The sequence below is a fragment of the Rhizobium sp. WSM409 genome (assembly GCF_057653825.1).
The window spans coordinates 288,886-312,750 of the sequence record NZ_CM172794.1; the positions used below are offsets into that span (position 1 = coordinate 288,886).

The 23,865-nt window shown below is 59.1% G+C and carries 26 protein-coding genes, 1 tRNA gene and 1 pseudogene; 18 read left to right on the forward strand and 10 right to left on the reverse strand.

What is annotated here, in order from left to right:
* The first annotated feature begins 3 nt into the window (after positions 1-3).
* The 8 genes from AC25BC_RS01415 (at position 4) to AC25BC_RS01450 (ending at position 3,316) form a co-directional block, all read left to right on the forward strand.
* Positions 4-477, forward strand: coding sequence for a UPF0262 family protein (locus AC25BC_RS01415; RefSeq protein ID WP_011650397.1), 474 nt, complete (start codon positions 4-6; stop codon positions 475-477).
* Positions 474-959, forward strand: a complete 486-nt coding sequence (locus AC25BC_RS01420) for an arsenate-mycothiol transferase ArsC (protein WP_028740385.1) — start codon at positions 474-476, stop codon at positions 957-959. Before AC25BC_RS01415 ends, AC25BC_RS01420 begins: the two co-directional genes overlap by 4 nt.
* A 123-nt stretch (positions 960-1,082) precedes the next feature.
* A complete protein-coding gene (gene infA / locus AC25BC_RS01425; protein ID WP_003545338.1) occupies positions 1,083-1,301 on the forward strand; it encodes a translation initiation factor IF-1 in 219 nt (72 codons plus the stop codon).
* Positions 1,302-1,359: 58 nt separating this feature from the next.
* Positions 1,360-1,980: a Maf-like protein gene (locus tag AC25BC_RS01430; protein WP_003556345.1), complete on the forward strand. Its 621-nt coding sequence runs from the start codon at positions 1,360-1,362 to the stop codon at positions 1,978-1,980.
* 135 nt (positions 1,981-2,115) lie between these two features.
* Positions 2,116-2,328, forward strand: coding sequence for a DNA gyrase inhibitor YacG (gene yacG / locus AC25BC_RS01435; protein ID WP_012755993.1), 213 nt, complete (start codon positions 2,116-2,118; stop codon positions 2,326-2,328).
* Positions 2,329-2,508: 180 nt separating this feature from the next.
* Positions 2,509-2,584: transfer RNA gene (locus AC25BC_RS01440), tRNA-Phe, on the forward strand.
* Positions 2,585-2,731: 147 nt separating this feature from the next.
* Positions 2,732-2,959 (forward strand): type II toxin-antitoxin system RelE family toxin, encoded by a 228-nt coding sequence (locus tag AC25BC_RS01445; protein WP_128439598.1) that lies wholly within the window; start codon positions 2,732-2,734, stop codon positions 2,957-2,959.
* A 9-nt stretch (positions 2,960-2,968) separates the two neighbouring features.
* Positions 2,969-3,316 carry a helix-turn-helix domain-containing protein gene (locus tag AC25BC_RS01450; RefSeq protein WP_128439597.1) on the forward strand — a complete coding sequence of 116 codons (348 nt, stop codon included), beginning with the start codon at positions 2,969-2,971 and terminating at the stop codon, positions 3,314-3,316.
* A 175-nt stretch (positions 3,317-3,491) separates the two neighbouring features.
* Here the strand turns inward: AC25BC_RS01450 and AC25BC_RS01455 are convergent.
* The 4 genes and pseudogenes from AC25BC_RS01455 to AC25BC_RS01470 form a co-directional block, all read right to left on the reverse strand.
* Positions 3,492-3,755, reverse strand: a pseudogene (locus AC25BC_RS01455) (transposase); the annotation flags it as partial.
* A 7-nt stretch (positions 3,756-3,762) separates the two neighbouring features.
* Positions 3,763-5,208 (reverse strand): HlyD family type I secretion periplasmic adaptor subunit, encoded by a 1,446-nt coding sequence (locus AC25BC_RS01460; RefSeq protein ID WP_128439596.1) that lies wholly within the window; start codon positions 5,206-5,208, stop codon positions 3,763-3,765.
* A gap of 14 nt (positions 5,209-5,222) precedes the next feature.
* Positions 5,223-6,938: a type I secretion system permease/ATPase gene (locus AC25BC_RS01465; RefSeq protein WP_012755995.1), complete on the reverse strand. Its 1,716-nt coding sequence runs from the start codon at positions 6,936-6,938 to the stop codon at positions 5,223-5,225.
* Positions 6,939-7,028: 90 nt separating this feature from the next.
* The gene (locus AC25BC_RS01470; RefSeq protein WP_128439595.1) at positions 7,029-7,604 is read right to left on the reverse strand and encodes a PE-PGRS family protein; all 576 of its coding nucleotides are present in this window, start codon (positions 7,602-7,604) and stop codon (positions 7,029-7,031) included.
* Between the two features lie 589 nt (positions 7,605-8,193).
* On the opposite strand from AC25BC_RS01470, the gene AC25BC_RS01475 reads away from it, so the two are divergent.
* From AC25BC_RS01475 to AC25BC_RS01485, 3 genes are all read left to right on the forward strand, one after another.
* Positions 8,194-9,288 (forward strand): hypothetical protein, encoded by a 1,095-nt coding sequence (locus AC25BC_RS01475; protein WP_128439594.1) that lies wholly within the window; start codon positions 8,194-8,196, stop codon positions 9,286-9,288.
* Positions 9,289-10,128: 840 nt separating this feature from the next.
* The gene (locus AC25BC_RS01480) at positions 10,129-10,893 is read left to right on the forward strand and encodes a LuxR family transcriptional regulator (RefSeq protein WP_017992889.1); all 765 of its coding nucleotides are present in this window, start codon (positions 10,129-10,131) and stop codon (positions 10,891-10,893) included.
* A gap of 119 nt (positions 10,894-11,012) precedes the next feature.
* Complete coding sequence (locus AC25BC_RS01485; protein ID WP_017992890.1) at positions 11,013-11,270, forward strand: hypothetical protein; 258 nt, start codon at positions 11,013-11,015, stop codon at positions 11,268-11,270.
* A gap of 3 nt (positions 11,271-11,273) precedes the next feature.
* On the opposite strand, the gene AC25BC_RS01490 is transcribed toward AC25BC_RS01485, so the two are convergent.
* From AC25BC_RS01490 to AC25BC_RS01515, 6 genes are all read right to left on the reverse strand, one after another.
* Positions 11,274-11,999 (reverse strand): SDR family oxidoreductase, encoded by a 726-nt coding sequence (locus AC25BC_RS01490; RefSeq protein WP_012756001.1) that lies wholly within the window; start codon positions 11,997-11,999, stop codon positions 11,274-11,276.
* 11 nt (positions 12,000-12,010) lie between these two features.
* Positions 12,011-13,072 carry an ABC transporter ATP-binding protein gene (locus AC25BC_RS01495; RefSeq protein ID WP_012756002.1) on the reverse strand — a complete coding sequence of 354 codons (1,062 nt, stop codon included), beginning with the start codon at positions 13,070-13,072 and terminating at the stop codon, positions 12,011-12,013.
* 60 nt (positions 13,073-13,132) lie between these two features.
* Complete coding sequence (locus AC25BC_RS01500) at positions 13,133-13,339, reverse strand: DUF2160 family membrane protein (RefSeq protein ID WP_003556377.1); 207 nt, start codon at positions 13,337-13,339, stop codon at positions 13,133-13,135.
* A gap of 4 nt (positions 13,340-13,343) precedes the next feature.
* Positions 13,344-14,183: a carbohydrate ABC transporter permease gene (locus tag AC25BC_RS01505; protein WP_012756004.1), complete on the reverse strand. Its 840-nt coding sequence runs from the start codon at positions 14,181-14,183 to the stop codon at positions 13,344-13,346.
* A gap of 4 nt (positions 14,184-14,187) precedes the next feature.
* Entirely contained in the window at positions 14,188-15,063 is an 876-nt protein-coding gene (locus AC25BC_RS01510) for a carbohydrate ABC transporter permease (protein WP_012756005.1), read from the reverse strand.
* A gap of 97 nt (positions 15,064-15,160) precedes the next feature.
* The gene (locus tag AC25BC_RS01515) at positions 15,161-16,594 is read right to left on the reverse strand and encodes an extracellular solute-binding protein (protein ID WP_012756006.1); all 1,434 of its coding nucleotides are present in this window, start codon (positions 16,592-16,594) and stop codon (positions 15,161-15,163) included.
* Positions 16,595-16,891: 297 nt separating this feature from the next.
* Here AC25BC_RS01515 and AC25BC_RS01520 point away from each other — a divergent pair, with 297 nt between their 5' ends.
* The 7 genes from AC25BC_RS01520 to AC25BC_RS01550 all read left to right on the forward strand — a co-directional run bounded on the left by AC25BC_RS01520 (position 16,892) and on the right by AC25BC_RS01550 (position 23,853).
* Complete coding sequence (locus AC25BC_RS01520) at positions 16,892-17,776, forward strand: sugar phosphate isomerase/epimerase family protein (protein WP_017992894.1); 885 nt, start codon at positions 16,892-16,894, stop codon at positions 17,774-17,776.
* 62 nt (positions 17,777-17,838) lie between these two features.
* Positions 17,839-19,065 carry an ROK family transcriptional regulator gene (locus AC25BC_RS01525; protein ID WP_128439592.1) on the forward strand — a complete coding sequence of 409 codons (1,227 nt, stop codon included), beginning with the start codon at positions 17,839-17,841 and terminating at the stop codon, positions 19,063-19,065.
* A 30-nt stretch (positions 19,066-19,095) separates the two neighbouring features.
* Positions 19,096-20,073 carry a tagatose kinase gene (locus AC25BC_RS01530; RefSeq protein WP_128439591.1) on the forward strand — a complete coding sequence of 326 codons (978 nt, stop codon included), beginning with the start codon at positions 19,096-19,098 and terminating at the stop codon, positions 20,071-20,073.
* Entirely contained in the window at positions 20,073-21,350 is a 1,278-nt protein-coding gene (locus AC25BC_RS01535) for a D-tagatose-bisphosphate aldolase, class II, non-catalytic subunit (protein ID WP_128439590.1), read from the forward strand. Before AC25BC_RS01530 ends, AC25BC_RS01535 begins: the two co-directional genes overlap by 1 nt.
* A gap of 30 nt (positions 21,351-21,380) precedes the next feature.
* A complete protein-coding gene (locus tag AC25BC_RS01540) occupies positions 21,381-22,106 on the forward strand; it encodes an SDR family oxidoreductase (protein ID WP_012756011.1) in 726 nt (241 codons plus the stop codon).
* Between the two features lie 11 nt (positions 22,107-22,117).
* Complete coding sequence (locus AC25BC_RS01545; protein WP_012756012.1) at positions 22,118-22,891, forward strand: SDR family NAD(P)-dependent oxidoreductase; 774 nt, start codon at positions 22,118-22,120, stop codon at positions 22,889-22,891.
* Between the two features lie 137 nt (positions 22,892-23,028).
* Positions 23,029-23,853 (forward strand): class I fructose-bisphosphate aldolase, encoded by an 825-nt coding sequence (locus tag AC25BC_RS01550; RefSeq protein WP_128439589.1) that lies wholly within the window; start codon positions 23,029-23,031, stop codon positions 23,851-23,853.
* The last annotated feature ends 12 nt before the right edge of the window (positions 23,854-23,865 follow it).

The following is a 23,865-nucleotide window of genomic DNA, read 5'->3' on the forward strand; positions in this document are numbered from 1 at the left end:
GGCATGGCGAAGGGCGAATTCCGGCTTTGCGACGTCGTCCTTGACGATACGATCGGCCGTTCGACGCCCGATGTCGAGCATGAGCGCGCCGTCGCCATCTTCGACCTGATCGAGGAAAACAGGTTCGAGCCGCTCGGCCATGCCGGCGGTCCTTACCGGCTGAACATCTCGCTGGTCGATTCGAAGCTGGTATTCGCCATCACCACCGAAGAAGGCGGCGGGGTCGCCACCCATATCCTGTCGCTCACGCCCTTCCGGCGGATCGTCAAGGATTACTTCATGATCTGCGAGAGCTATTACGAAGCGATCCGTTCGTCGACGCCGAGCCGCATCGAGGCGATCGACATGGGCCGGCGCGGCATCCACAATGAAGGCTCGCAGACGCTGAAGGATAGGCTGGCCGGCAAGATAGAGGTCGATTTCGATACCGCCCGGCGCCTTTTCACGCTGGTCTGCGTGCTCTACTGGCGCGGATGACGGCAATGGAGCTCGCCGTCGACGTCGAGGAGGGAAAGCGGCCGGGCGCCATCCTCTTCATGTGCGGTATGAATGCCATCCGCTCGCCGATGGCCGAAGCGATCGCCCGTAGCATTCTGCCCGCCAATACCTATATCAGGTCTGCCGGCGTACGCGCCGGCGAGCGCGATCCCTTCGTGGACGTCGTGCTCGACGAGATCGGGCTTTCTCTCGGGCGCCGCCAGCCGCAGACGCTGGAAGAGCTCGAGGACGATTACTTCGATCTGATCATCACGCTGTCGCCGCAGGCCCATCATGCAGCACTCGAGCTGACGCGGTCGAGTGCGGTCGATGTGGTCTATTGGCCGACCATGGATCCGACGGTTGCAATCGGAACGCGCGAGCAGATTCTGGAGAGCTATCGCGAGGTCCGCGATCATCTGGCCGGCCTCATCGAAAGCCGGCTACTCAAACGAAATGGCATTGCCGCGCAATCGGCATGAAAACAAATAAAGGAAAGCCTGATCAACGAGGTTCACAAACCTGCGTTGATTGTGTAGTTTCCGCCCAAATTTTAAAGGCGCGCGCTGCGCTGCCTATTCAACGCACAGGAAGAAAACACTTATATGCCTAAAGAAGAAGTCCTCGAATTCCCGGGAATCGTCACCGAACTTCTGCCGAATGCGACGTTCCGCGTGAAGCTCGAAAACGAACACGAGATCATCGCCCACACCGCGGGCCGCATGCGCAAGAACCGCATCCGCGTTCTCGCCGGCGACAAGGTGCTTGTGGAAATGACGCCCTACGATTTGACCAAAGGCCGCATCACCTACCGTTTCAAGTAAGTTTGCCCGAAGGTCCCCGCAAGGGTTTTTGCTCCCGTCTGACGATGGTCGAGGTTCCATGGCGCTGAAATACAAGCTCATTCTGGCCTCGGGCTCGCCCCGTCGCGTTGACCTGCTCAACCAGGCCGGCATCGAGCCTTCGCGCCTGATGCCGATGGATATCGACGAGGCGCCGAAGAAGTCGGAGCATCCGCGTTCGCTCGCCCGCAGGCTTTCGGCTGAGAAGGCTGAAGCGGCCCTTGCCGCCATCAAGGGCGATATCACCTGGAAGGGCAGCTATATCCTGTCTGCCGATACGGTGGTCGCCGTCGGCCGACGCATCCTCGGCAAGGCTGAGTTCGCTGACGAGGCGTTGAACTCGCTGCATCTCCTCTCGGGGCGCAACCATATGGTCTACACCGGCGTTTGCCTGGTGACGCCGGATCGCAAGATCCGTCAGAAGATCGTCGAGACCAAGGTACGCTTCAAGCGTCTCTCCGGCTTCGAGATCGAGAACTACCTGGCCTCCGGCCAGTGGCGCGGCAAGGCAGGCGCCTACGGCATCCAGGGCCTCGCCGGCACCTTCGTGCAAAAGATGGTGGGCTCCTACACCAATGTCGTCGGCCTTCCGCTTTATGAAACCATTCTGCTTTTGACCGGCGAAGGCTTCGATGTGCATAGCCGGTGGCCCGAGGGCTGAGCCCGACGGCCGATGCTTAAAGCGCGCCACGATCTTTCAGATCCGAGCGTCGCGCTTTAAGGCTTTATTTTCTCGCATGTCGTTGTCGCAAAACCGCTGCACACTTTTACGCGACATGCTTTAGGACGGACTGATATGCCTGAAGACAAGAAAGCGGCCGCCAAGGTCGAACCGCTGCGCAAGACGCGCCCTTGCCCCGAATGCGGCAAACCCTCCCACCGCGAACATTACCCCTTCTGCTCCAACCGCTGCCGGGAGGCCGATCTCTCCCGCTGGCTGACCGGCGCCTACGCCATTCCGGTTGCCGACGACGAGACGAAGGCCGATTATCCGGATGAAGAAAATTAAAGATTTCCGCCCGCGAAGCTCTTATTTTTCCTCATGAATCCGCAAAGCCGGCAAGACCGTCAAAAAAGAGTCATTTGACGCTTGCCATGGCCGAACAAGATGCTATAACCCCGCTCGCTTCCGGGGTGAACCAAGGCCCCGCGGTTCCTTTTTCTGAAAGGGACCATCGGAAGCAGGTTAGCCCAGGTAGCTCAGTTGGTAGAGCAGCGGATTGAAAATCCGCGTGTCACTGGTTCGATTCCGGTCCTGGGCACCACTCAATCCACGATGTTTTCATTGCATTTTCTTATCCGCATTATCGATGCGCGCGGGCATCCGATTGAAAGAACCTGCAGAATTTAGCAAGTATCGCCACTGGCAATATTATTGTAGCGAAATAGTTAGCTATCAGCTATATTTGCTCATGAAAAGGATCACCTACAGCAAGGCCGCCACGAAGGCACTCCGCAAGATGCAGCCGAAGCGCGCCGCGGCGATCATCGCCAACGGCGAGCCGGTCGACCTCAAGACGCTGCAAGGCAGCGAATTTTTTCGAATTCGTGTCGGGCAGGACCGCGTCATCATCGACGATCAGACCATGCAGGTTCTCGTCATCAAGGCCGGCCCACGCGGCGACATCTATAACGATTAGGGGACCGCCATGGGTGAAATCCAGAAACTGACCATCGACGGCAAGGGGTACGTGCTGCTTTCCGAAGACGACTATCAGGACCTTGTCGACGTCAGCGACGCGCGTGCCGCAAAGGCGCGTATCGACGCTGGCGAAGAGACCTGGCCTGAAGACGTCGTCAAGGCGCTGATCGCCGGCGAAGATCCTGTCCGGGTGTTCCGTAAGCATCGCGGCATGAGCATCAAGGAGCTGGGTGAAAAGTCCGGGCTCTCCCAGCCCTATCTTTCCGAAATCGAGACCGGAAAGAAGGAGGGCTCCCTGGACGCACTCAGGTCGATCGCCAGCGCGCTGGACGTCGACCTTGACGATGTGGCTTGATGTATACGCATCCCAAGGCGGCCATGCTGTGATCGAGCTTGCTGCTTTTAGAGCCGTATCCCTTTGCCCCACTTGGGGAGGCTCCCTCGTCCAAAAATATGATGCCGAGCTCCTGGTATGCAGGGCCAGAAGGCGGCCAACAAGCCCCTCTCTTTAGAGGTTAGTGTCGCCCTTTCAATGTCTTCGCCAGCATCTCGCTCAGTGTTGCCGCCGAGAGCATGGATTCGGCCAAAAGCTTCTTGAGCTTCTGGTTCTCTTCCTCCAGTGCTCTCAACCTTTTGGCATGAAGACCGACATTCCCGAACTGCAGGGATTGCCACCGATAGAAGGTCGGCTCGCTGATACCGTGCTTGTGGCAAACATCTGCCACTGTCACTCCGGCTTGGTGCTCCTTCAGAATACCCGTAATCTGGTCGTCGTCGAATTTTCGCTTGCCCATCACCGCCTCAGTCCTCGCGAAATGCTCTGTTGAAACTGTCGAGGAGTGGTCTGACGGCATAGAGCGCCACGCTGCTTTTGCCCGTTTCGATCAGTATCTGTGCGGGCATGCCCGCGACCAGCTCGACATCTTTCATTTTCGCCAACCGCTCGTCCGTTACACGGATCGTCGCGGCAAAGTAGGGCTGGCCGCTCTGCGGATCGGTGAGGCGGTCCGCTGATACATACTCCACTCGACCTTTCAGGAGTGGAACGCGCCGCTGATTATATGGAAGGAGGTGGACCTGTGCCTCGAGCCCGGCATGGACGAGATTGATGTCTTCCGGTCTGACGTGGGCAGACACGACAAGGCGATCTGAGCGCGGCAGAAGATCGACGAGCGGTTCACCCGCGCCGATCACCCCACCTGATGTGTGGATGCGCAGGTTCATGATTGTTCCATCTTCGGGAGCACGGATATCGGTCCTTGAGAGTTGGTCGTCGATCGCCCGCAAACGCTCGCGCAGTTGCATGATCCGGCTCTCCGTATCGCGCGTGCCCTGGGCGACTTCGCTCAACCGGTCGCTCTCAAGCTTTGCGAGATCGGCCTGTGACCCGCTGATCACCTGGTAGGCGCGAGAGATCTGTGCCTCGACTTGACCCTGCTGGCCATCAAGGTCTGCTTTTTCCCGCTGGAGGTTGAGAAGTCTGCTTCTTCTTTCCAGACCTTTGGCGCTGAGGATCGTAACCTGATCCAGTTCTTGGCTCGAGATTGTCGCTCTGTCGGCCAGTGCTGCCTTCTGCGCGCCAAGTCCGACGATTTCCTGCCGCACCTGCGCGATCTTTTCATTGGCGATCTGAATTTCGGCCTGCATGACCCGGCGACGGGCTTCGAAGATTTTCTGTTGCCCAATCAGAATTGTGCTGACCGAAGGATATTTGTCCATTGCTGCCCTGAGATCCTCAGGATAGGCGATATGGTCGCCGCCCGTCTGCTCCGCAAGCAGGCGGGCGCGGCTTCCTTCGGCGTCCCAAAGTTGCCCTTGAATGCTGTCGCGCTCCGAGCGGGACTTCGTATCGTCGAGCTCTATCACGATTTGCCCGCCCATGACCGCATCGCCGTTTTTAACGAGTATCCGTCGGACAATCCCGCCTTCCAGATGCTGAATGGTTTTGCGGCTGGACTCCGGTTCGACAACGCCGGATGCGATCGCAGCGCTTTTCAGCGGCGCCAGGACCGACCAGATTCCCAATCCGACGATGAAGACCAGGATCAACAGGTTCCCCGTCCAGACAACACCTCTGAGCCCGGGCATGGGCGAAGGGGGGGCGGGTCCGCGCTGTTTCGACTCGATCACCGGCAAATAGGCCGTCTGTTGCCTGGCCGTCGCTGTCGATCGTGGAACCAACTGCTGACTCGTCCTTGACGAATTTGAAAATTTCGCCGGCGTTGCGTCCAGTTGAACAAGGGCCATGGCAGCGTTTCTCCCTATGTTCCTGTTCGAGACGGTGGCTGAAGATAAGTTTCATAAATCCGCTCGCTGTCGCCGAAGGCTGCCACCGTCCCGTTACGCATGATGGCAATCTTGTTGGTGACCGGCAGGATCCCCATCCGGTGAGTCATGATAACGACGGTCATCCCCCTGGATTTCATACGCTCGATTGCCGTGAACAGCATGCGTTCGCCGTCATAATCCAGGCTCGAATTCGGATCGTCGAGAACGATCAGGGACGGATTTCCATAGGCCGCCCGTGCCAGTCCCAGCTGTTGGCGTTGCGCTCGAAGGAGCAGGTTTCCACCTTCACCGATATCGGTCTCGTAGCCCTGGGGCAGCCGCATGATCGCGTCGTGCAAGCCAACCAGCTTTGCGGCGTCGATCGCCTTGCCGGGATCTCCTCCGTCCAGCCGGCCGATCACATCCTTGATCGCCCCGCCGAAAAGTTCGATGTCCTGCGGCAGGTATCCGACGTGGCGGGTCCCCCCGCAAAGGCGCAGAGCTGAGATATCGACCCCGCCGAGAAGAGCACATCCGCTCGTTGCTTGCACAACGCCTGCTATGACGCGACCGAGTGTCGATTTTCCCGATCCCGAAGGACCGATGAGCGCTATGCAATCGCCGGGCGCGAGGCGCAAGGTGATGCCTGTCAATATCGGCCGATCGGCGAATGGCTTGATATAGCTGACATTATCGAGAACGAGGCCATTGGGTTCCGGTAACGGCACCATTCGAGCATCGTGTTCAGATGCAACTGATATCAGCATTCTGTTCAAGCGATTGAAGGCATTGCGCGCAAACGTAAAGGAGCGCCATGCACCTATTGCGCCCTCGATTGGTGCAAGCCCGCGTCCGAGCAGCAGGCTCGCAACGAAGATGATCCCGGCACTGCCATTGTTTGCGAGCACCAGCCAGGTGGCGGATCCCATCATCAGGATCTGCGCGAGGGTGCGGATCGATTTGGAGAAACCAAGAATGATCTCCGTCCGATGCATCGCGATGTCCTGCGCCCTTCTTGCCATTTCCGCATCGCGATAGACGATCAGCGCTGCGCCATCCTGCATGCCCATTGCCCGGATCACCTCGATGTTTTTGAGGGCGGTCGCAAACCGGATATAGCTCCTCGAAAGGGCAAGATTGGCGTAGGCAAGCGGCTCTCTCGTCGCCAGTTCCGTCAGGAACGCAAACAGCAGAAGTGCAAGCGCGCTCAGAAGACCGATGGTCCCAAGCAGCGGATGAACAAGAAAGAGCAGGAACAGGAATACCGGTGCCCAGGGAACATCAAAAAAGAGCGAGCTAGCCGGTGAATCGAGGAACTGGCGTAGTGCGGCCAGGTCCCTGTAGCATTCCGTGGCGGCTCCCGTATCGGCGCGAGCGGCATATTCGAACGATGCCGTCAGCACCATGGGCCGCAGCCTGTGGTCCAGCCAACTGCCGATGCGCGAAAGAGCTGCTCTGCGCACGATATCCAGCGTGGACCCGACCATCACGCCGATGGCGATGATCATCGTCAGCATCAGCAGCGTGTCAGCGCTTCGGCTCGACAGGACCCTGTCATAGATCTGCAGGAGATAGATCGAAGGCGCGAGAAGAAACAGATTGTAGCCGCAGCTATAGAGGAAGACCAGCCCGAAGGCTCCGGCACAAGCCCGGAGCGCAACAACAAGCTGTGTCGGCGGGCGCGGTGGCTTTATGGAAATTGTTGTCATTATCAGATCTCGCTGCACTTGATACTGACAAGAAGAGGCTGCTTACCTTGAGGGCCGCCGGCCGAAACCAGCGGCCCTTGAGGTCTGAGTTCAGGAGCCGAGATGGTCGACGTCGATATGGCCGAAGGCGTTTATGAAGTGATCGAGAGAATTGTTCACCGTCGTCGTTTCGGGATCGGTGTGAACCAGAGCTGACGAGATATCGCCGCCCAGAGCGTTGTTTCCGTTGCCGCCGTTGCCGCCGACGCCTGCGAGGATGGTCGCATGCTGATCGGCCACAAGCTGCGTATATTGTGTCGCGGTCGTCGCCGCATTCACGGTAGCCGTGTCGCCGCCGCTCGAGTTTCCTTGGCTGCCGTTGGAGTGGGAATCTCCCCCCGCGCCGCCGTCGCCGCTGTTCGTGACCGCCGCCAGGAAGCCGTTCTTGGCCTGAGCAAAGCCACCGTCTCCGCCACTGCCGGCGTCCCAACCTGCCTTCTGCCAAACGTGATCGCCGTTGTGCAGATGGGTATCGGTCCCGTAGACCGTTTGCACTGGGTCTACATATGCAACCGGGTTGTAGTTGATGTTCCCATCGTTGTGGCCATCTCCGCCGTTGCCGGCATTCGCGTCACCCGCATCCGGGTTGTTGAGATGAATCGTGTCGGATATCTGTGGAATAGGCATTGATGTCACTCCTTCTACTTCGTTTCATCAGTGTTGCTTTTACGGCGTGAGTATCAAGCATGTCACCGCCAGCCAATACAACCGCATGCAAATAATGCCTGCGATTTAATCTGTGAACCATCTAGATATTCGGTGACATTCATTCGGATGTATACTTCGAGGCGGCGAAGCGTTATTTGAATTGGTACTTGGTGCTTTGGCGTCGGATGGCATGGCCACGATCATGTCTGCGACCTCGTCGAAGCGGCGCCGCTTTTTGAAGCAACGCCCGCCGAAGAAAACCGCCTGTATCCGGGGTTCTCATCAGGTTTGCGCTTGGCAAAGACGATCCTGTTCGGGGCTGAAAACGTTTATGTTCCGCCGCGAGAAAGATGCAGGACCTCTGATCCAAGGGCGGATTGGTGCTCGCAAACTCGCACAACGGGCGCTGCGGTCATGACAGCCAAATGGCTACAGTCCTAGCCGACGGGATGTAGACGAATTGCAGGCTCCGCTTTTCTTCCGTTCAGAGGCACAATGCCTGAACAATTCAGGCTGCATGGCGCCGCACGCTCGGTGAACGTGCGGTTGACCGCGGATGGAGACGGCAATGGCGGAAACTCGTTCCTTAGTGGAAGACTTGCCCAAGGCGGGCACCGATCAACACCTCGCCTCCAATGTGGCCGCGGGACATCTGGCGCTGGTGCCGACTTGGCTTCCATTGGATGTCGCTTCCGGTCCAAGCTCTAATTCAGCCGGCAGCGGTGGTGACGGGATAAGCGAAGGCGTGATCAGCAGCAACGCGTTGGCCGTTTTCATGCCGTCCAATGCCGCTATTGCGGGACCTCATTCGGGTGCCGACGCTTTCCAGGGCAATGATGCGCTCATCAATCAGCATCCCACCGAAATGGCCGGGATAGGCGGGAATGGCGGCAGCGGCAATGTTGCCATCGGCAGCGGCGATGGCGCCAATCATGCCGGCACGGGGGGCAATGGGCTTTTCTACGGCGGACTCGTGAGCACCGAAGTCGCACTGTTTGCCCCCGTCAATACTGCCGTGGCTGCAGGCCCCGACGCGACGGCTCACGCCGAGCAATCGAACAACGCCCTGTTCCTGCAGGGCGCAACCCAGATCGGCGGCATGGGCGGCTCGGGCGGAGACCATAACGTCGCGAGCCACGGCTCGTCGATGAGCCCGGGAACTGCGCTCACATTGACCGGCGACTTTTATGCAGGTCATGGCGGCGATGGATATTTCGTCGGCACTATGGTCGACGTGAGTATCGCCATCTTCTCGCCGATCAATATCGCCATTGGCGCCGCGGGCGGCTCGGCGGAGGCCCATCAGACAAACAATGTCATTTTCGATCAGGGAGCTGTGCAGATCGCAGGCATCGGCGGCAATGGCGGTGGCTTCAACCTGTCGTCAGACACGATTTTCACCGGCAACCATGCGCTCGGTGGTGGCGGTGACGGAGTCGGATCGTCAACCGGCAGCATGGTCGATGTCAATTTCGGCTATTTCCATCCCATCAACATTGCCGTTCCCGCCGGTGGGACGGCGGACGCCCAACAGGTCGATCATGTTCTCTATGATCAACATGCGCTCCAGTTGGCCGGCATCGCGGGCCACGGCGGAGACGGTAACCTCACAGACGCCCATTCGGCTCTCGTAGACGACATTCTGAGCTTCATGCATGGCTAGAGCCTTTCCATTTTTCTTCGAAGCACGGAAATGCTCTATCTCTTTGTTTCCATACAATTCCGGACGCAAAACCGCTACGCATTTTTGCTGGTATTGCGCTAGCGCATAGCCTCCCCACTTGCATTGCGGAGGCTCAACTGCACGAAACCGTTCTTCGTGCGATCTTTCAAGCCATGTGTTGAATTGTTTCCTCCGCCCGGCATTCCGGCTCCTTGGGCCGATATGGCACTGAACGGCGGGCTCACTGAGATCCCGAACATTCCACCATGACCTCATCCGCATTGTCGCCGATTTCGGCCGACAGGGGCCGTGACCTCCGGCCGCTATCGGTCGGTGCCGGCGCAGTGCTGTCTGCGCGGGAGAACAATGCTAACTGGTATAATGCGTCATTAGAGCACAGTTTCACTAATCATAAGGGGTAGTCAGCGATCTCAGGCTTTTGTTGCTTTTCGCGTTTGTCATTTTGCTGTCGGGTCTGCGACTGCTTTGAATTGAGATATGGAAACAAAGCCGAGCCGATCGGCAACTCGTTAGATCCAATGGCGCTTTCCTGAATGGGTCTGTAGCAGATTGGTTGCCTTTTCAGTGCCTTTGAAAGCTTTGTTGACCCGCTTGCCGTACGTGAATTCGGCGAAGGCTGGAAAGTCTGCAGCGACAAGTCGAACCAGCAGGAATTCATGAAAAATCTCTTCAATGTGCTCTGCAATCACAGTTATCTATCATTGATATTTTATAAACTATAAGAATTATCATGAGAGGTAAGACTATTAATATCAGAAATACACTCACTTTTTCTCATGACATGTAGTGAGAACAGGAATAATATGAACAGCTGTTGCGTTGCAAATATTCTTGGGGAGCACGCAAGTGTCCGACATTACTGGAACTAGGCGCCGTATCGGGCGCAATGCACCAACTGTGATCATCATCGAGCATTCTACATTGGCGCGCACCACCGTGGTGAAGCTTCTTGAGCGTGAACTCGCCGGATGGAACGTTATAGATTTGATCTCGACCGAGAGTCTCGAGAGTGCTCTCGGAGCTGAGGTGCGTTTGATTGTATTGGGTCTGGCTGGCAGAAGTGTTGAGAGCACCAGCCTGCGTGACGATCTCGCGGCGATTGCTGCACGTTTTCCTGAGGCTCCTGTCACGTTGCTCTCAGGTACGGATGACGCCATCATAGCCCGTCAGGCACTCAAGATGGGCCTCCGCGGCTTATTCTCGACTTCACTTCCCATTGACATTGCCCTTGCCGGTCTTCGTCTCGTTCTGGCTGGAGGAACGTTTTTCCCGCAGCTATTGGGAGCTGTTACAGCAGTCCCAAACGATCATACGCCGGTCAGAAATGAGGCCGAAAAGAGTTTGGATGAGAGGACGCAGTATTTGGCGATTGCTGATTTCACTCCCCGGGAAGCGGATGTCCTCGCAGAGCTGCAATGCGGCTGTTCAAATAAGGTCATTGCAGGAAAACTTAATTTGTCGGGGCATACGGTGAAGATGCATTTGCAGCACATAATGCGCAAGTTGCAGGCGCAGAACCGCACAGAAGTGGTTGCCCGCTTAATTCAAAGAGCCGCCGGTGGGCCTGACGTCTCGCCGAGTTAGGCGGCGTCGCCAGTACCGGGGAGTATCGGCGGGGCGTTCGTTTCAACGGGTCTCATATCGTGATGCCTCGATCGGAACCGCGAGTCCGGCCGTCCGTTACCCTTTGAGGAACGGAGGATATGGACATGCGCAAGAGAAAAGCCATCGTCGAGGCGGCGCTCGAGTCCGAGTACGAGCGCCAGGCACTGGGGATCATGAATACCGAGCAAGCTCTCAAGCTTGAGGATTCCGACGGTCTTGTCTTCAGTCATCCGGATAAAGAGGCCGGAGTGACGGACCATTTTGTCGATCAAGATGAGCTGCGCCGATTGGTGCGGCGGTCAACGCCGCCGCTTTCTCGATTGCAATCGCAGCCTCGTACGACGCGTTCGTCCTGAACTTCAAGCAATCATATAACCACCGTCCACCGGCATCGATATCCCGTTCACCATGGCAGCCTGATCGGACAGCAGGAAAAGAACAACCTCGGCGATATCTGCCGGCTCGGCGAAGCGACCGACGGGAATTCGCTTCATCATCCCCGCGGCTTTCTCGGGATCGCTCCATGCCTTCACCGCCATTGGCGTCAACGTCACCGTTGGATGGACGCCGTTGGCGCGGATGCCGTGCGGCGCAAGTTCCTTGGCCATGACCCGCGTCAAGCCATCCAATCCACCCTTCGATGCACAATAGGCCGCGTGGTCGGGGATGCCGACGAAGGAGGCGACCGACGAGACATTGACGATGGCGCCCTTGCGGCCCTCCTTGATCAGCGAACGGGCATATTCCTGGGCGACGATCATCGGAGCGCGCGTATTGACCGCGACAAGACGATCGAACGCTTCGACGGTCGTCTCCAGGAACGGCTGGAGCTCGGTCGTGCCGGCGCAGTTGATAAGGAAATCTGCGGGAAGGGCAGCGATCGCCGCCTCTCTGGTCGCATCGGCGTCCGCGAGATCGACCTGGATTGCCCGGCAGCCGAATTCCCCTCGCAACGCTTCGACGTCGGCAGCACTGCGCGTCAGCGCGACGACCTGCGCACTCCGTTCGACGAGCATCCTTACAATTTCGCGTCCGATACCTTTGCCGGCGCCGGTCACGATCACCGTCTTTCCTCTGAACTCCATGGGTCGATCTCCTAAAGTCTCTGGCCTGTTTCCCGATCGAAGATATGCGCACGTCGGGGATCGATGTGGAAGTACATCGTCCGTCCGGGGTCGACCTCGATACGCTCACGGATCAGCGCGTCGATCGGCACGCCTCCCGTGCGGCCGAAGATCAACGTCTCGGAACCCGTCGGCTCGAACACCGAGACTTCGACCGGAACGCCTTCTTCGCCGATCGTGATGTGCTCCGGTCGGATGCCGTAGGTAACGGCTCGTCCTTCCTCAGCATTTGTATCTGCCATGGGCAAGGTGATGCCCTGTTCGGTGACGACGATCTTCCTGCCGTCGCGGGTGGCTATGCGGCCCTCAAGGAAGTTCATCGATGGGCTGCCGATGAAGCCGGCGACGAAGAGGTTGACGGGGAAGTCGTAGAGATCGAGAGGCTTGCCGATCTGCTCGACCCTCCCGTCACGCATCACCACGATCTTGTTGGCCATCGTCATCGCCTCGATCTGATCGTGCGTGACGTAGACGGTGGTGGTCTTCAGCCGCTGGTGAAGCTCCTTGATCTCGACGCGCATGGTGACGCGGAGTTTAGCGTCGAGGTTCGACAATGGCTCGTCGAATAGGAAGACCTTCGGGTCTCGGACGATGGCACGACCCATCGCCACGCGTTGACGCTGTCCGCCCGACAGTTGCTTCGGATAGCGGTCGAGATAACGCGTCAGATCGAGGATCTCGGCCGCCCTGCCGACCTTCTCGTCGATCTCCGCCTTCGGACGTTTGGCCATCTTCAGCGGAAAGCCCATATTCTCGGCGACCGTCTTGTGGGGATAGAGCGCGTAGCTCTGGAAGACCATCGCGATGTCACGCTCCTTTGGAGGAGCGTCGGTGACGACACGTCCGCCGATCCGGATGTCTCCGCTGCTGACCGTCTCCAGCCCGGCGATCATCCGGAGCAGGGTGGACTTGCCGCATCCGGAGGGACCGACCAGAACGACGAATTCCCCGTCCTCGATGTCGACGCTCACGCCATGCATGACCTGAAGAGAGCCATACTTCTTGGTGACGTCGCTAACCTGTACGTTTGCCAATGTCGTTCCCCCTAAAGCAGCCCAGTTTGTGTTTTGATGTCATTGACGGAATTCATCGGTTCATCCCTTCCAGACGACATAGGCGCCAAGGACCGCCGAGATTGCCGCCGCGAACCATACCGAAGGCCCGAACGGCTCGATGAACCGCATCCAGAACAGCGAGAGCGCGACCCAGATCACGATCGAGATGAAGAGCCGGTCGAACCAGTTCGTTTCGATCGGCAGAAATCCCGGCTTGCGTTCGTTATTTCCTGATTGAGACGTCATAGTTTCATCCTTTCACGGCGCCGAAGGTCAGGCCGGCGACGATGTGACGCTGGACCACCGAAAAGACGATGAGCGCCGGAACCAATGTCAGCATTGAGATCGCGGCCATGATGCCCCAGGCCGTCCCCGTCGTCGTCACATATTCAGACAAGCCGGTGGTCAGAGTCCGCGCGTGGAAATTGGTGAGCGTCGCTGCCAGCAGGTATTCGTTCCACGCAAACACCCAGGTCAGGATTAGCGTCACCGCAAGTCCGGGCCGTGCCAAAGGAAAGATGATATCATAGAGGACGGTCCATGGGCTCGCGCCGTCCATGTAGGCCGCCTCGTCCAATTCCTTCGGAATGCCTTCCACGGTCGGACGCAGCGTCCAGATGGCGAAGGGAAGGTTGAAGGAGCAATAGACCAGGATCATGCCCAGCTTGGAATCGGCGAGCGAGAAGTCGCCGATCCTGTAGACCTGCGTCAGTAGCAGGAAAAGCGGCAGCAGGAAGACCGCCGGCGGCGCCATGCGGTTGGTGATCGTCCAGAAGAAGATGCTTTCCTTGCCGGCGAGGTCGAAGCGCGTCAGGGCGTAGCAGGCAAGGAAGCCGAGCGTGGTGACGAGCAGCGCGTTGCCTGACGAAATGATCATCGAGTTGAGCATGTATCCGCGCAAGGTCGGATTGGTCAGCACGTCCTGGTAGTTCTTCCAGAAGAAGCTCCGGAGAATGACATCGGGCGTCGAGAACAGGTCGAAGGGCTGTTTCACCGATATGACGAAGAGCCAGTAGATCGGGAAAAGGGTCGCGAGGCTTATCAAGGTCCACAGGACGACCGGAAGCCAGGGAAAACGGGTCTTCTTCATCGCTTCAACCTCTCTTCACGCGGGGCGCAATCAAACCGACGTAGAGCAGCCAGCAGACGACGATGGTGAGATAGAGGACGATGACGGAGATCGCCGAACCGTAGCCGTAATTCGTCTTGGGAAAGACTTCCTTGAAGATATGGACGCCGATGTAGCGCGTCGATGAACCCGGACCGCCGCCGGTCAGCATCAGGACTTCGTCAACGGTGCGCAGCGCATCCATCAGCCTGATGAACACGGTGGCGAGCATGGCCGGACGGATCAGGGGCAGCGTGATGTGCCAGAAGATCTGGCTTTTGCCCGCGCCGTCGATCTGCGCCTGCTCGAACGGGTCTGAAGGAAGTGAGACGAGTGCGGCGATCAGCGACAGGGTGACGAGCGGCGTCCAGTGCCAGATGTCCATGATGACAGTGACGGTGAAGGCCGCGACGGCGCTCTGGCCGATATTCAGATCGTAGCCGAACCAGCTCCTCAGAAGATAGGGAATGATGCCGATGGAGGGGGTGGTCATCAGCTTCCAGACTGAGCCGACGATGATCGGCGCCATGATCAGCGGCAGCGTATGGATCGTGCGAAACACCGCTTTTCCGGGAAAGTCCTTGAGCAGCGCCTGGGCGAGGATGTAGCCAAGGACCAGCTCCGACACGACCGCGAAGAAGACGAATGTCAGGGTGATGCCGAGTGATGCCAGGAACTGCGGGTCGAAGACGAGCCGCCGATAGTTCTCAGCCCAGTTGAAAATCATGCCCGGATTGGCCGCGAACGGGTTCCATGAATGGAAAGAGACCCAGAGGACGTAGATGAAAGGAAAGATCCCGAACAGTCCGAGGATCACTATGGTCGGTGACAGCAACAGCCACCCGAGCTTCTGCGAATGCATCGCCTATCCCCCATTGAACGTTATGTGGACGTCCGCTCCATCTGGGAACGGAAGATGACGGGTCGTCGGAACGACCCGTCAAGTTGGGGAGGATGTTTTATTTGCGATAGCCGAGCGAGGTGAGCTCTTCTTCGGCCTTGGCCGCCATCTGGTCGAGGCCTTCATCGGGCCCGATCTTGCCGGTCAGGATGTCGTAGAAGATAGGAGCGGTCGCTTCACGCACCTGCGCATGGAAGGGGTAGGGGGGAGCGCCGGCGAAGAGCTTGCCGTCGTCCTTCAGCATCGTGTAGAAGCCGCCGAGCTTGACGTCCATCTCCTTCACCTTCGGATCGTCGAACGTCGCCTTGTTGGTGATGCGCGGTGCGGCGATCGCCCAATCGGGCTGCACTTCGTTCTGGCCGATGAATTCGAGGAACAGCAGTGATGCTTCCTTGTTCTTGGACGTGACCGGAACGCCGAAGGCGCCGCCATCGTAGTAGCCGATATAGCCCTTTCCAGCTTTCGCGTCGTCCAATACGCCCGGCTCGAGCGGCGGCAGAGCGAAACCGACCTGGCCGACCACCTTCGACTGCGCCGGATCGCTTGCGATCCACGCGGCGTTCTCACCGTAGATCAGGCCCTGGGCGACGCGGCCCGCGGCGAAGGTCGTTGCGGTTTCCGTCCAGGTTGACTGCGTCGATTCCGGAGGAGCGATGTCGCGCAGGTGCAGCCAGTACTTCAACGCGGCCTTGGCCTTGTCGCCGTTCATTGCGCCGCCATGTTCGACCGTCGCCGCATAATTGTTCTTGGCGTCGATGCCCCAATTGTAGACGCCGAAAGTCGGCGCGATGGACTCGAAGAATTCATACCAGGACGCCGGATGGCCGGTATGTGCCTGAGCGGTGGTGCCCCAGAGCTCCATACCGTTGTCCTTGCCGTACTTCGTGAAGAATTCGGCGATCTCGGTGTATTCCGCGTGTGTGGTCGCCGGCTTCAGGTCCTTGCCGGTTTCCTTCTTGAAAGCTTCCTTGATCTTCGGATCTTCGAACAGGTCCTTACGATAGAGATACGCCTTCAGGAAGGCTTCCATCGGAACGCCGAAGAGATCGCCGCTCGCGTCCTTGAAATAGTCGGCAAAGCTGGTGAAGTTCGCATCGTCGTAGGTCGGCGCCTTCAGATCCGGCTGGTCTTTAAGCGTCTTGGTGATGTCGACGAGGAAATTCCTGGCGAGATAGGAGTAGATGATGTCCTGCTCGATGTAGACCATGTCATAGATACCAGTCTTGGCTTCCATGTCCTTGATGGCCTTGTCGTACATCTGATCCCAGGACGTCGTCTCGATGTCGACCTTGATGCCGGTCTTCTTTTCGAATTCCGGAGCAAGCACATTCCTGATGTAGTTCGATGGCGGGGTGCTTTCGGTGACGCCGTGCAGTGTCACGCCCTTGAATTTGGCGCCGGCGTCGGACCAGAAATCAGCCCAGGCAGGCGAAGCAGTGGCGGCGAGGCTGAGCGTCAGCGCAAGCGCGCTAGCCTTCAAAGCATAGTTCATTTTCAATCCTCCCAAAGTGCAGCGAGATCATTTCGCCGGTCCTTTGTGTAGGCCAAAAAAACCACCGGCGCAACATTTGTTGTCTAAACATGCAAATAGAGGATCTATCCTATTGATTTTCGCAGAAACTAATTTCCGACGGAGGGTTGAATGCAATGGGCGCAAGCTTAAAATGTTGCATTGCAAGGTATTTTTGCAAAGCAGCAAAAGATTTTAAGCCAAAATTATTTGTTGTCTTGCCAAACTAAATGGCATAGCACTGTCCGCAGCCAAAGGCATTTTTTGGAGGAAAAGGCTATGCGTCGATTGGGTATCCATTCATTTGTATGGACAGGCGGCCAAACGCAGGAAGGGCTGGAGATGGCCCTCAACAAGACGGCCGAACACGGATATCGCACCATCGAATTTGCCTATCTGCGCCCCGAGAAATTCAATCTCGATCGACTGGCAAAGCTTGCGCAGTCGCTTGACGTGGAGATTGGCGTGACGATGGGCCTGCCGCTCGACAGGGACGTATCGAGCGAGGATACCTCAGCTGTGTCCGCCGGCAAGCAGACGCTGGCCGACGCCGTTCGGGCGGTCCGTGACATCGGCGGCAACAAGCTCGGCGGAATTCTCTATTCCGCGCACACCAAGTACAATCGCCAACCGACGAAGAAGGGCTGGGACAATAGCGTCGCCGCGATCGCCGCAACCGCCGAAGTCGCCAGACAAGCGAACGTCGACCTCGTCCTGGAGGTTGTCAACCGGTTCGAGACCAACCTGCTGAATACGGCAGCGCAGGGGCTGAAGTTCGTCGCCGAGACGGGATCGGAGCATGTCCGTCTCCACCTCGACACATTCCATATGAACATCGAGGAAGCCAATCCGGCCGCGGCGATCCGCCTGGCCGGCGACAAGATCGGCTACTTCCACATCGGCGAGAGCAATCGCGGTTACCTCGGTGACGGTGTCATCAACTTCGATCTGATCTTCGACGCTCTGCTCGACATCGACTACAAGCGCGACATCGTGTTCGAAAGCTTCTCGACGACGGTCGTGGACGAAGGCCTGTCGCTCGCCTGCGCGATCTGGCGCGACACCTGGGAGGATAATGATCCGCTTGCGGCGCACGCGAAGCGCTACATCGAGCTGAAATATGACGAGGCCAAGCGCCGCCGCGCCACAAACGCGCGGCCCTGATTATCCCTCTGACAGCCTGTTCCAGTCGTGTAAGGGTTGGGCCGACTGAAGGGAATTGAAACATGAACGACACCGTCTCCATCGGAAGTTCGCCGCGCAGGATCCGACAGAACAATATCGTCGCCGCCTTGCAGACGATCTATGCCCACCGAAGCCTCAGCCGGGCGGATCTCGCCCGGAAGCTCGGGATGAATCGCTCGTCCTCGGGAGAGATCGTCGCCGAGCTGACGGAAGGCGGGTTTGTTCAGGAGTCGGACGAGAGCGGCAAGCAGCGCCTGGAGCATTCCCGTGCCGGGCGTCCTGGTATCATGCTCGAACTGGTCCCCGATGCCGCATTCTTCGTCGGGATCGAGATTGGCGTCGAGCATATATCGGCTGCAGTTGTCGATCTCTCCGCCGAAGTCCGGGCATGTCGGAAAATCGCGTTCGACACCATGTCGTCGACCGTGGAGGAGGCCGTGGCGCGGGGTGTCGAGCTGATCGTCGGCGCGATGGCGAAGGGGATGATCGGACGCTGCAAGGGTCTCGGCATATCGGCGCCGGCCCACATCCGGCCGGACGGAATTGTCACCCTCGCACCCATCATCGGCTGGCGGGAGGTGTCGTTGAAGGAGATTGGCCGATCCGCCTTCCTGGCCGCCTTCCCGGCCGCCGTCCCGATCGCAGTTGAAAACGACGCCAACGCGTTTGCGATCGGCGACAGCTATCGTCACGGCGTCTCAGGCGTGACCCTGTTCCTGCTGATGGAAACCGGCGTTGGTGGCGGTATCATGATCGATGGCAAGCTGTTCCGGGGCGGCCACGGCCTGGCGGGAGAAATCGGTCACACCCAGGTGCCGGGAAGCGGCGGTCAGAAGTTTGAGCAACTGATCGGTCGCGAAGTGCTGATCAGGCAGTATCGCGAGGCTATTGGACGTAAGCACGTCGATCTGCAGGAATTCCTTGGCGACGTTCATGACCGTGTCCCGGCCGCGGTCAATATCGCCGAAACCTGGTCGCGCCATCTCGCATATGCATTGCTGCAGGCCTGTCGGCTGCTCGACCCCGACAGGATCGTGCTGGGTGGCTCTGTGGCATCCCTCTACCCGATGGTGGCCGCCCGGGTGGCGGTCCACATGTCGGAGGGCCAGAGTATACCTTTCCCTACGCCGGAGATCGTCGTGGACGATGATGCGGAGTTCGGCTCCGCCTTCGGGGCGGCGTGCATGTTGCACCAGCGCTTTCTGTCATTGGAGAGCGAGGAGTTCGGCGGCGAGGACGGTGCGCTGATCCAGTCGGCGACGAGTTGACGACAAGAACGATCGAAAGCAGGATTGCAAATGACTTCAGTACTGGCTCCGGACCCGCTTGGTCCCACCGTTTGCGTAGGGGAGATCCTCGTCGAGATCGTCGCCACGACGGTCGGAGACGGCTTTCTCAAAGCCCAGCCGCTCGTCGGTCCGTTCGCGAGCGGAGCGCCAGCGATCTTCATCTCGCAATGCGGGCGCCTGGGTGGCAAGGCCGCAATGGTCGGCGCCGTCGGCGATGACGATTTCGGTCGTGTCAATACCGATCGCCTCAAACGCGACGGCGTCGACGTTTCGACGATCTCGATCGATTCGGATTACCCCACAGGCAGCGCCTTTGTCCGCTACCGCAAGGATGGCTCCAGGGATTTCGTCTATAACATCGCCACATCAGCAGCTGCGCGCTTCGGCTGGTCTCAAGCGGTCGGCGATCTCATCCATCGGAGCGGACATCTTCACGTGATGGGTTCCGCTCTGTCGGTCCCCAGCGCGCGCGCGGTGATCGACAAGGCGGTCGACATCGTCAAGGCGCGGGGCGGAACCCTCTCAGTGGATCCGAACATTCGCAAGGAATTGAAGCTGGATGAGGATACCGAGCGCCGCTTTTCCAAGCTTGTCGCTGCCGCCGATCTGCTTCTGCCGTCCGGAGAGGAGCTTGAGCGTGCCGCCGGCGTCGAAGGCGAGGCAGAGGCGATCCGCCGCTTGTTCGAGATGGGTGTCAAGGAGATCGTGCTGAAGCGCGGCGCCGAAGGCGCGACCTACTTCGGCAGGGACGGAGACCGCATCGACGCTCCGGCATTTGTCGTTCAAGAGGTCGACCCCACCGGCGCCGGCGACTGCTTCGGCGGTGCCTATCTTACCTGCCGGCGGCTCGGAATGTCTCCGCAGCAAGCTCTGACCTATGCCTCGGCCGCCGGCGCCCGCAACGTGACGGTCCTCGGTCCGATGGAAGGTGCCGGCACTCAGCAAGAACTCGATGCATTCATCGCTTCAACCGAAAGGCGCCCGTGATGCAGGTGCATCTCAACGAACTGGCCAAGATGAGGATCGAAGGCCACCCCAGAGGCGTGACCTCCGTATGCTCGGCCCATCCCATCGTGCTTCGCGCCGCACTCCGACACGGGCGGCAACAGGCAAGCACCGTCCTGATCGAAGCGACCTGCAACCAGGTCAATCACCTCGGCGGCTATACCGGAATGACGCCAAGCGACTTCGCGTCCCTCGTCCGCAAAATAGCAGTCGAGGAAGGGTGCCCGGAAAATCTGATCGTTCTCGGCGGTGACCATCTCGGCCCCAATCCTTGGCGTGACCGGCCGGCCGAAGAGGCCATGGCCGAGGCGGAGAAGATGGTTGCCGCCTATGTCGAGGCCGGGTTTCGCAAGATTCACCTCGATGCCTCGATGGGCTGCAAGGGCGAGCCGGTGGCGCTCGACGATGAAACCACCGCCCATCGCGCCGCCCGGCTCGCGGCGGTCGCCGAGGCCTCGGCGAAGAAGAGCGGCGGCGCAATGCCGGTTTATGTCATCGGCACCGAAGTGCCGCCGCCAGGCGGGGCCGATCATGCCCTGACAACCATCGATCCGACGGCGGCCGCAGCGGCGCTGAAGACGATCGAAGTCCACCGCCGGATCTTTGCGGAGGCAGGACTCGGCCAAGCGTTTGAACGGGCCATCGGGCTGGTCGTTCAGCCGGGCGTCGAGTTCGGCAATCAGAATGTCATCCTTTACGACCGCAGCAAGATAGACGCGCTGAAGTCGGTGCTCACCAAGGAGCCGCAGTTTGTCTTCGAGGCGCATTCGACAGACTATCAGGGGACCCAGCCCTTGGCCGCGCTGGTGGAGGATGGCTTTCCCATTCTGAAGGTCGGTCCCGAACTGACCTTCGTCCTGCGCGAGGCGCTCTACGCGCTGGATGCGATCGCGTCGGACCTTTTGCCCGATTACGGCCAGCGTCCGCTCTATGCGGCGATGGAAGCGCTGATGCTCGATCAGCCCGGCAACTGGAGCCGCCACTACCACGGGACAAACGCCGAGATGCGCTGGCTGCGGCATTACTCGCTGTCTGACCGCATTCGCTATTATTGGGCGTCGGCTGAAGCCCAAGAGGCCGTCGGGCGCCTGTGCGAGGCGCTTCGAGGGCAAATTGTACCGCTGCCCTTGTTTTGGCAGCATATGCCGGCCGCACAGGAATTCGCAGATGCGCCGCTCGATCCGGAACAGGTTTTGATCTGGAGGGTGACGAAGAGTCTCTCGGACTATCACGCCGCCTGCGGCGTCGGGAAGAATTGACAATCAGGATCAAGACAGGAGGAAAAATCGATGACGGAATTGAATGGGAAGATCGCGGCGGTCACGGGTGCTGCGTCCGGAATTGGACTCGCTTCGACGGAGGCAATGCTCGCCGCTGGCGCGACGGTCGTGCTGGTGGACCGCGATGAGAAGGCCCTTGAGACGGTTTGTGCCCGGCTTGGCGAGCGCGCTATTCCGCTCAAGATCAACTTGCTGGATCCGGGCGAGTGTGCGGGACTGCTCGATGGCATCCTGTCGAAGACCGGCAAGCTCGATATCCTGCATGCCAATGCAGGCACCTATATCGGCGGCGACCTGATGGAAACCGACCTCGATACCATCGATCGGATGCTCAATCTCAATGTAAACGTCGTCATCAAGAACGTTCGAAGCGTCATTCCGCACATGATCGAACGCGGCACCGGCGACATTGTCGTCACCAGCTCCGTCGCTGGACACTCGGCGATTCCATGGGAACCTGTTTATTCGTCATCGAAGTGGGCGATGACGTGCTTCGTCCAGACGATGCGACGCCAGCTTCTGAAAAGTGGCATTCGTGTGGGGTCGGTTTCTCCAGGGCCGGTGATCAGCGCTTTGCTTGCGGACTGGCCGGAGGAAAACCTTCGCAAGGCCAAGGAGGCCGGAGCCTTGATCGAGCCCAAGGAAGTCGCCGACGCGATCATCTTCATGCTGACCCGTCCGCGCAACGTCACTATCCGCGATATCGTCGTGCTTCCAAGCGCCTTTGACATTTGAGGAGACGCGAAATGAGCTACCAGCAGAAATTTCGCCTCGACGGCGAACGGGCGGTGGTCACAGGCGGAGGGCGTGCGATCGGTCTCTGCTGCACCGAGGCGCTGGCGGAGGCGGGCGCCGCCGTCGTCGTCATCGAACGCAGCGAGGCCGACGCTGTGCAAGCACTTGCGTTGCGCGACAGAGGCTACGACGTCGAAGTCCGGGTCGGCGACGTCACAGACGCGGCCCGAATGGACGCGATCGCGGCTGAACTCGCCGACGGCGGGCGGCCGGCGACCATCCTGGTGAACAATGCCGGAATTGGCCAGAGCGGCATCCCGGCGCAGGATCTCACCGACGCCGATTGGCTGCGCATGATGGACGTCAATCTCAACGGCGTCTTCTGGTGCTCGCGCGCCTTTGGTCGTCCGATGATTTCGATGAAACGCGGCGCCATCGTCAACCTCGGCTCGATGTCGGGGACGATCTGCAACCGGCCCCAGCCTCAGACGGCCTATAACGTCTCCAAGGCGGCAGTCCATCACCTCACGCGCTCGTTGGCCGCCGAGTGGGCACACCACGGTATCAGGGTAAATGCCGTTGCGCCCACCTATATCGAGACACCGATGGTGGTGGCCGTCGAAGCCAATCGCGAGCGTATTCCGCTCTGGCTCGCCGACACGCCGATGGGCAGGATGGGAACGCCGGAAGAGGTTGCCAGCGCGGTCCTCTTCCTCGCCTCGGGCGCGGCCAGCCTGATGACCGGGGCGATCGTCAACGTCGATGCGGGATTCACCTGCTGGTAGTTCTTCCCGGACGAGGCGCGAGCGCGCCTCGTCCGCATCGGAAAAACCAGCATGGAAACGTTACCACATTATCTTGACTCGCATTCCTGCTGCGTTTATCCAAATGTGGAAACGTTACCATATCGGGAGGAAGCTTGATGAAATCCGCGCGATTGAACCGACTTTTCGGCGTGTCTGGAAATTGTTTTGACGTTGCTATCGATCACGGCATGTTCAATGAACGGACTTTCCTCGCCGGCATCGAGAACATGAAGACTGCGATCGAGGTGATCGCGCAAGCGGCGCCGGATGCAATTCAGCTGCCGCCGGGAACCGCACCCATGCTGCAGGCGATCCCCGGCAAGCAGCGTCCGGCGCTGGTGCTGCGCACCGACATCGCCAACATCTATGGCAATCCCCTGCCGTCTCAGCTGTTTTCCGAAATGATCGACAGGGCGGTGGAACAGGGCGTTGCGTTGGATGCCGCCTGTGTCGTCGTCAATCTCTTGATGCTGCCGGACCAGCCGGAAGTCTACCGCGCCTGCGTGCGCAATGTGAACAGCCTGAAACGCGAATGCGAGATCTACGGCATGCCGCTGATGGTCGAGCCGCTCGTCATGCAGGACAATTCCAAGGGCGCCTACATGGTCGACGGCGCGATCGACAAGATCCTGCCGCTCGTGCGCCAGGCGGCCGAACTCGGCGCTGATATCATCAAGGCCGACCCCTGCGACAATGTCGAGGAATATCACCGCGTCGTCGAGATCGCCCAAGGCCTGCCGGTGCTGGTGCGCGGCGGCGGCCGCGTTTCGGATCAGGAAATCCTGATCCGCACCAAGCAGTTGATGGAGCAGGGCGCCCGTGGCATCGTCTATGGCCGCAACGTCATCCAGCATCAAAATCCCGCCGGCATGACGCGGGCCTTGATGGCGATCGTCCATGACAAGGCTTCCGTCGAGCAGGCCTTGCTGCATATTGGCTGACGCGCGTCTGGG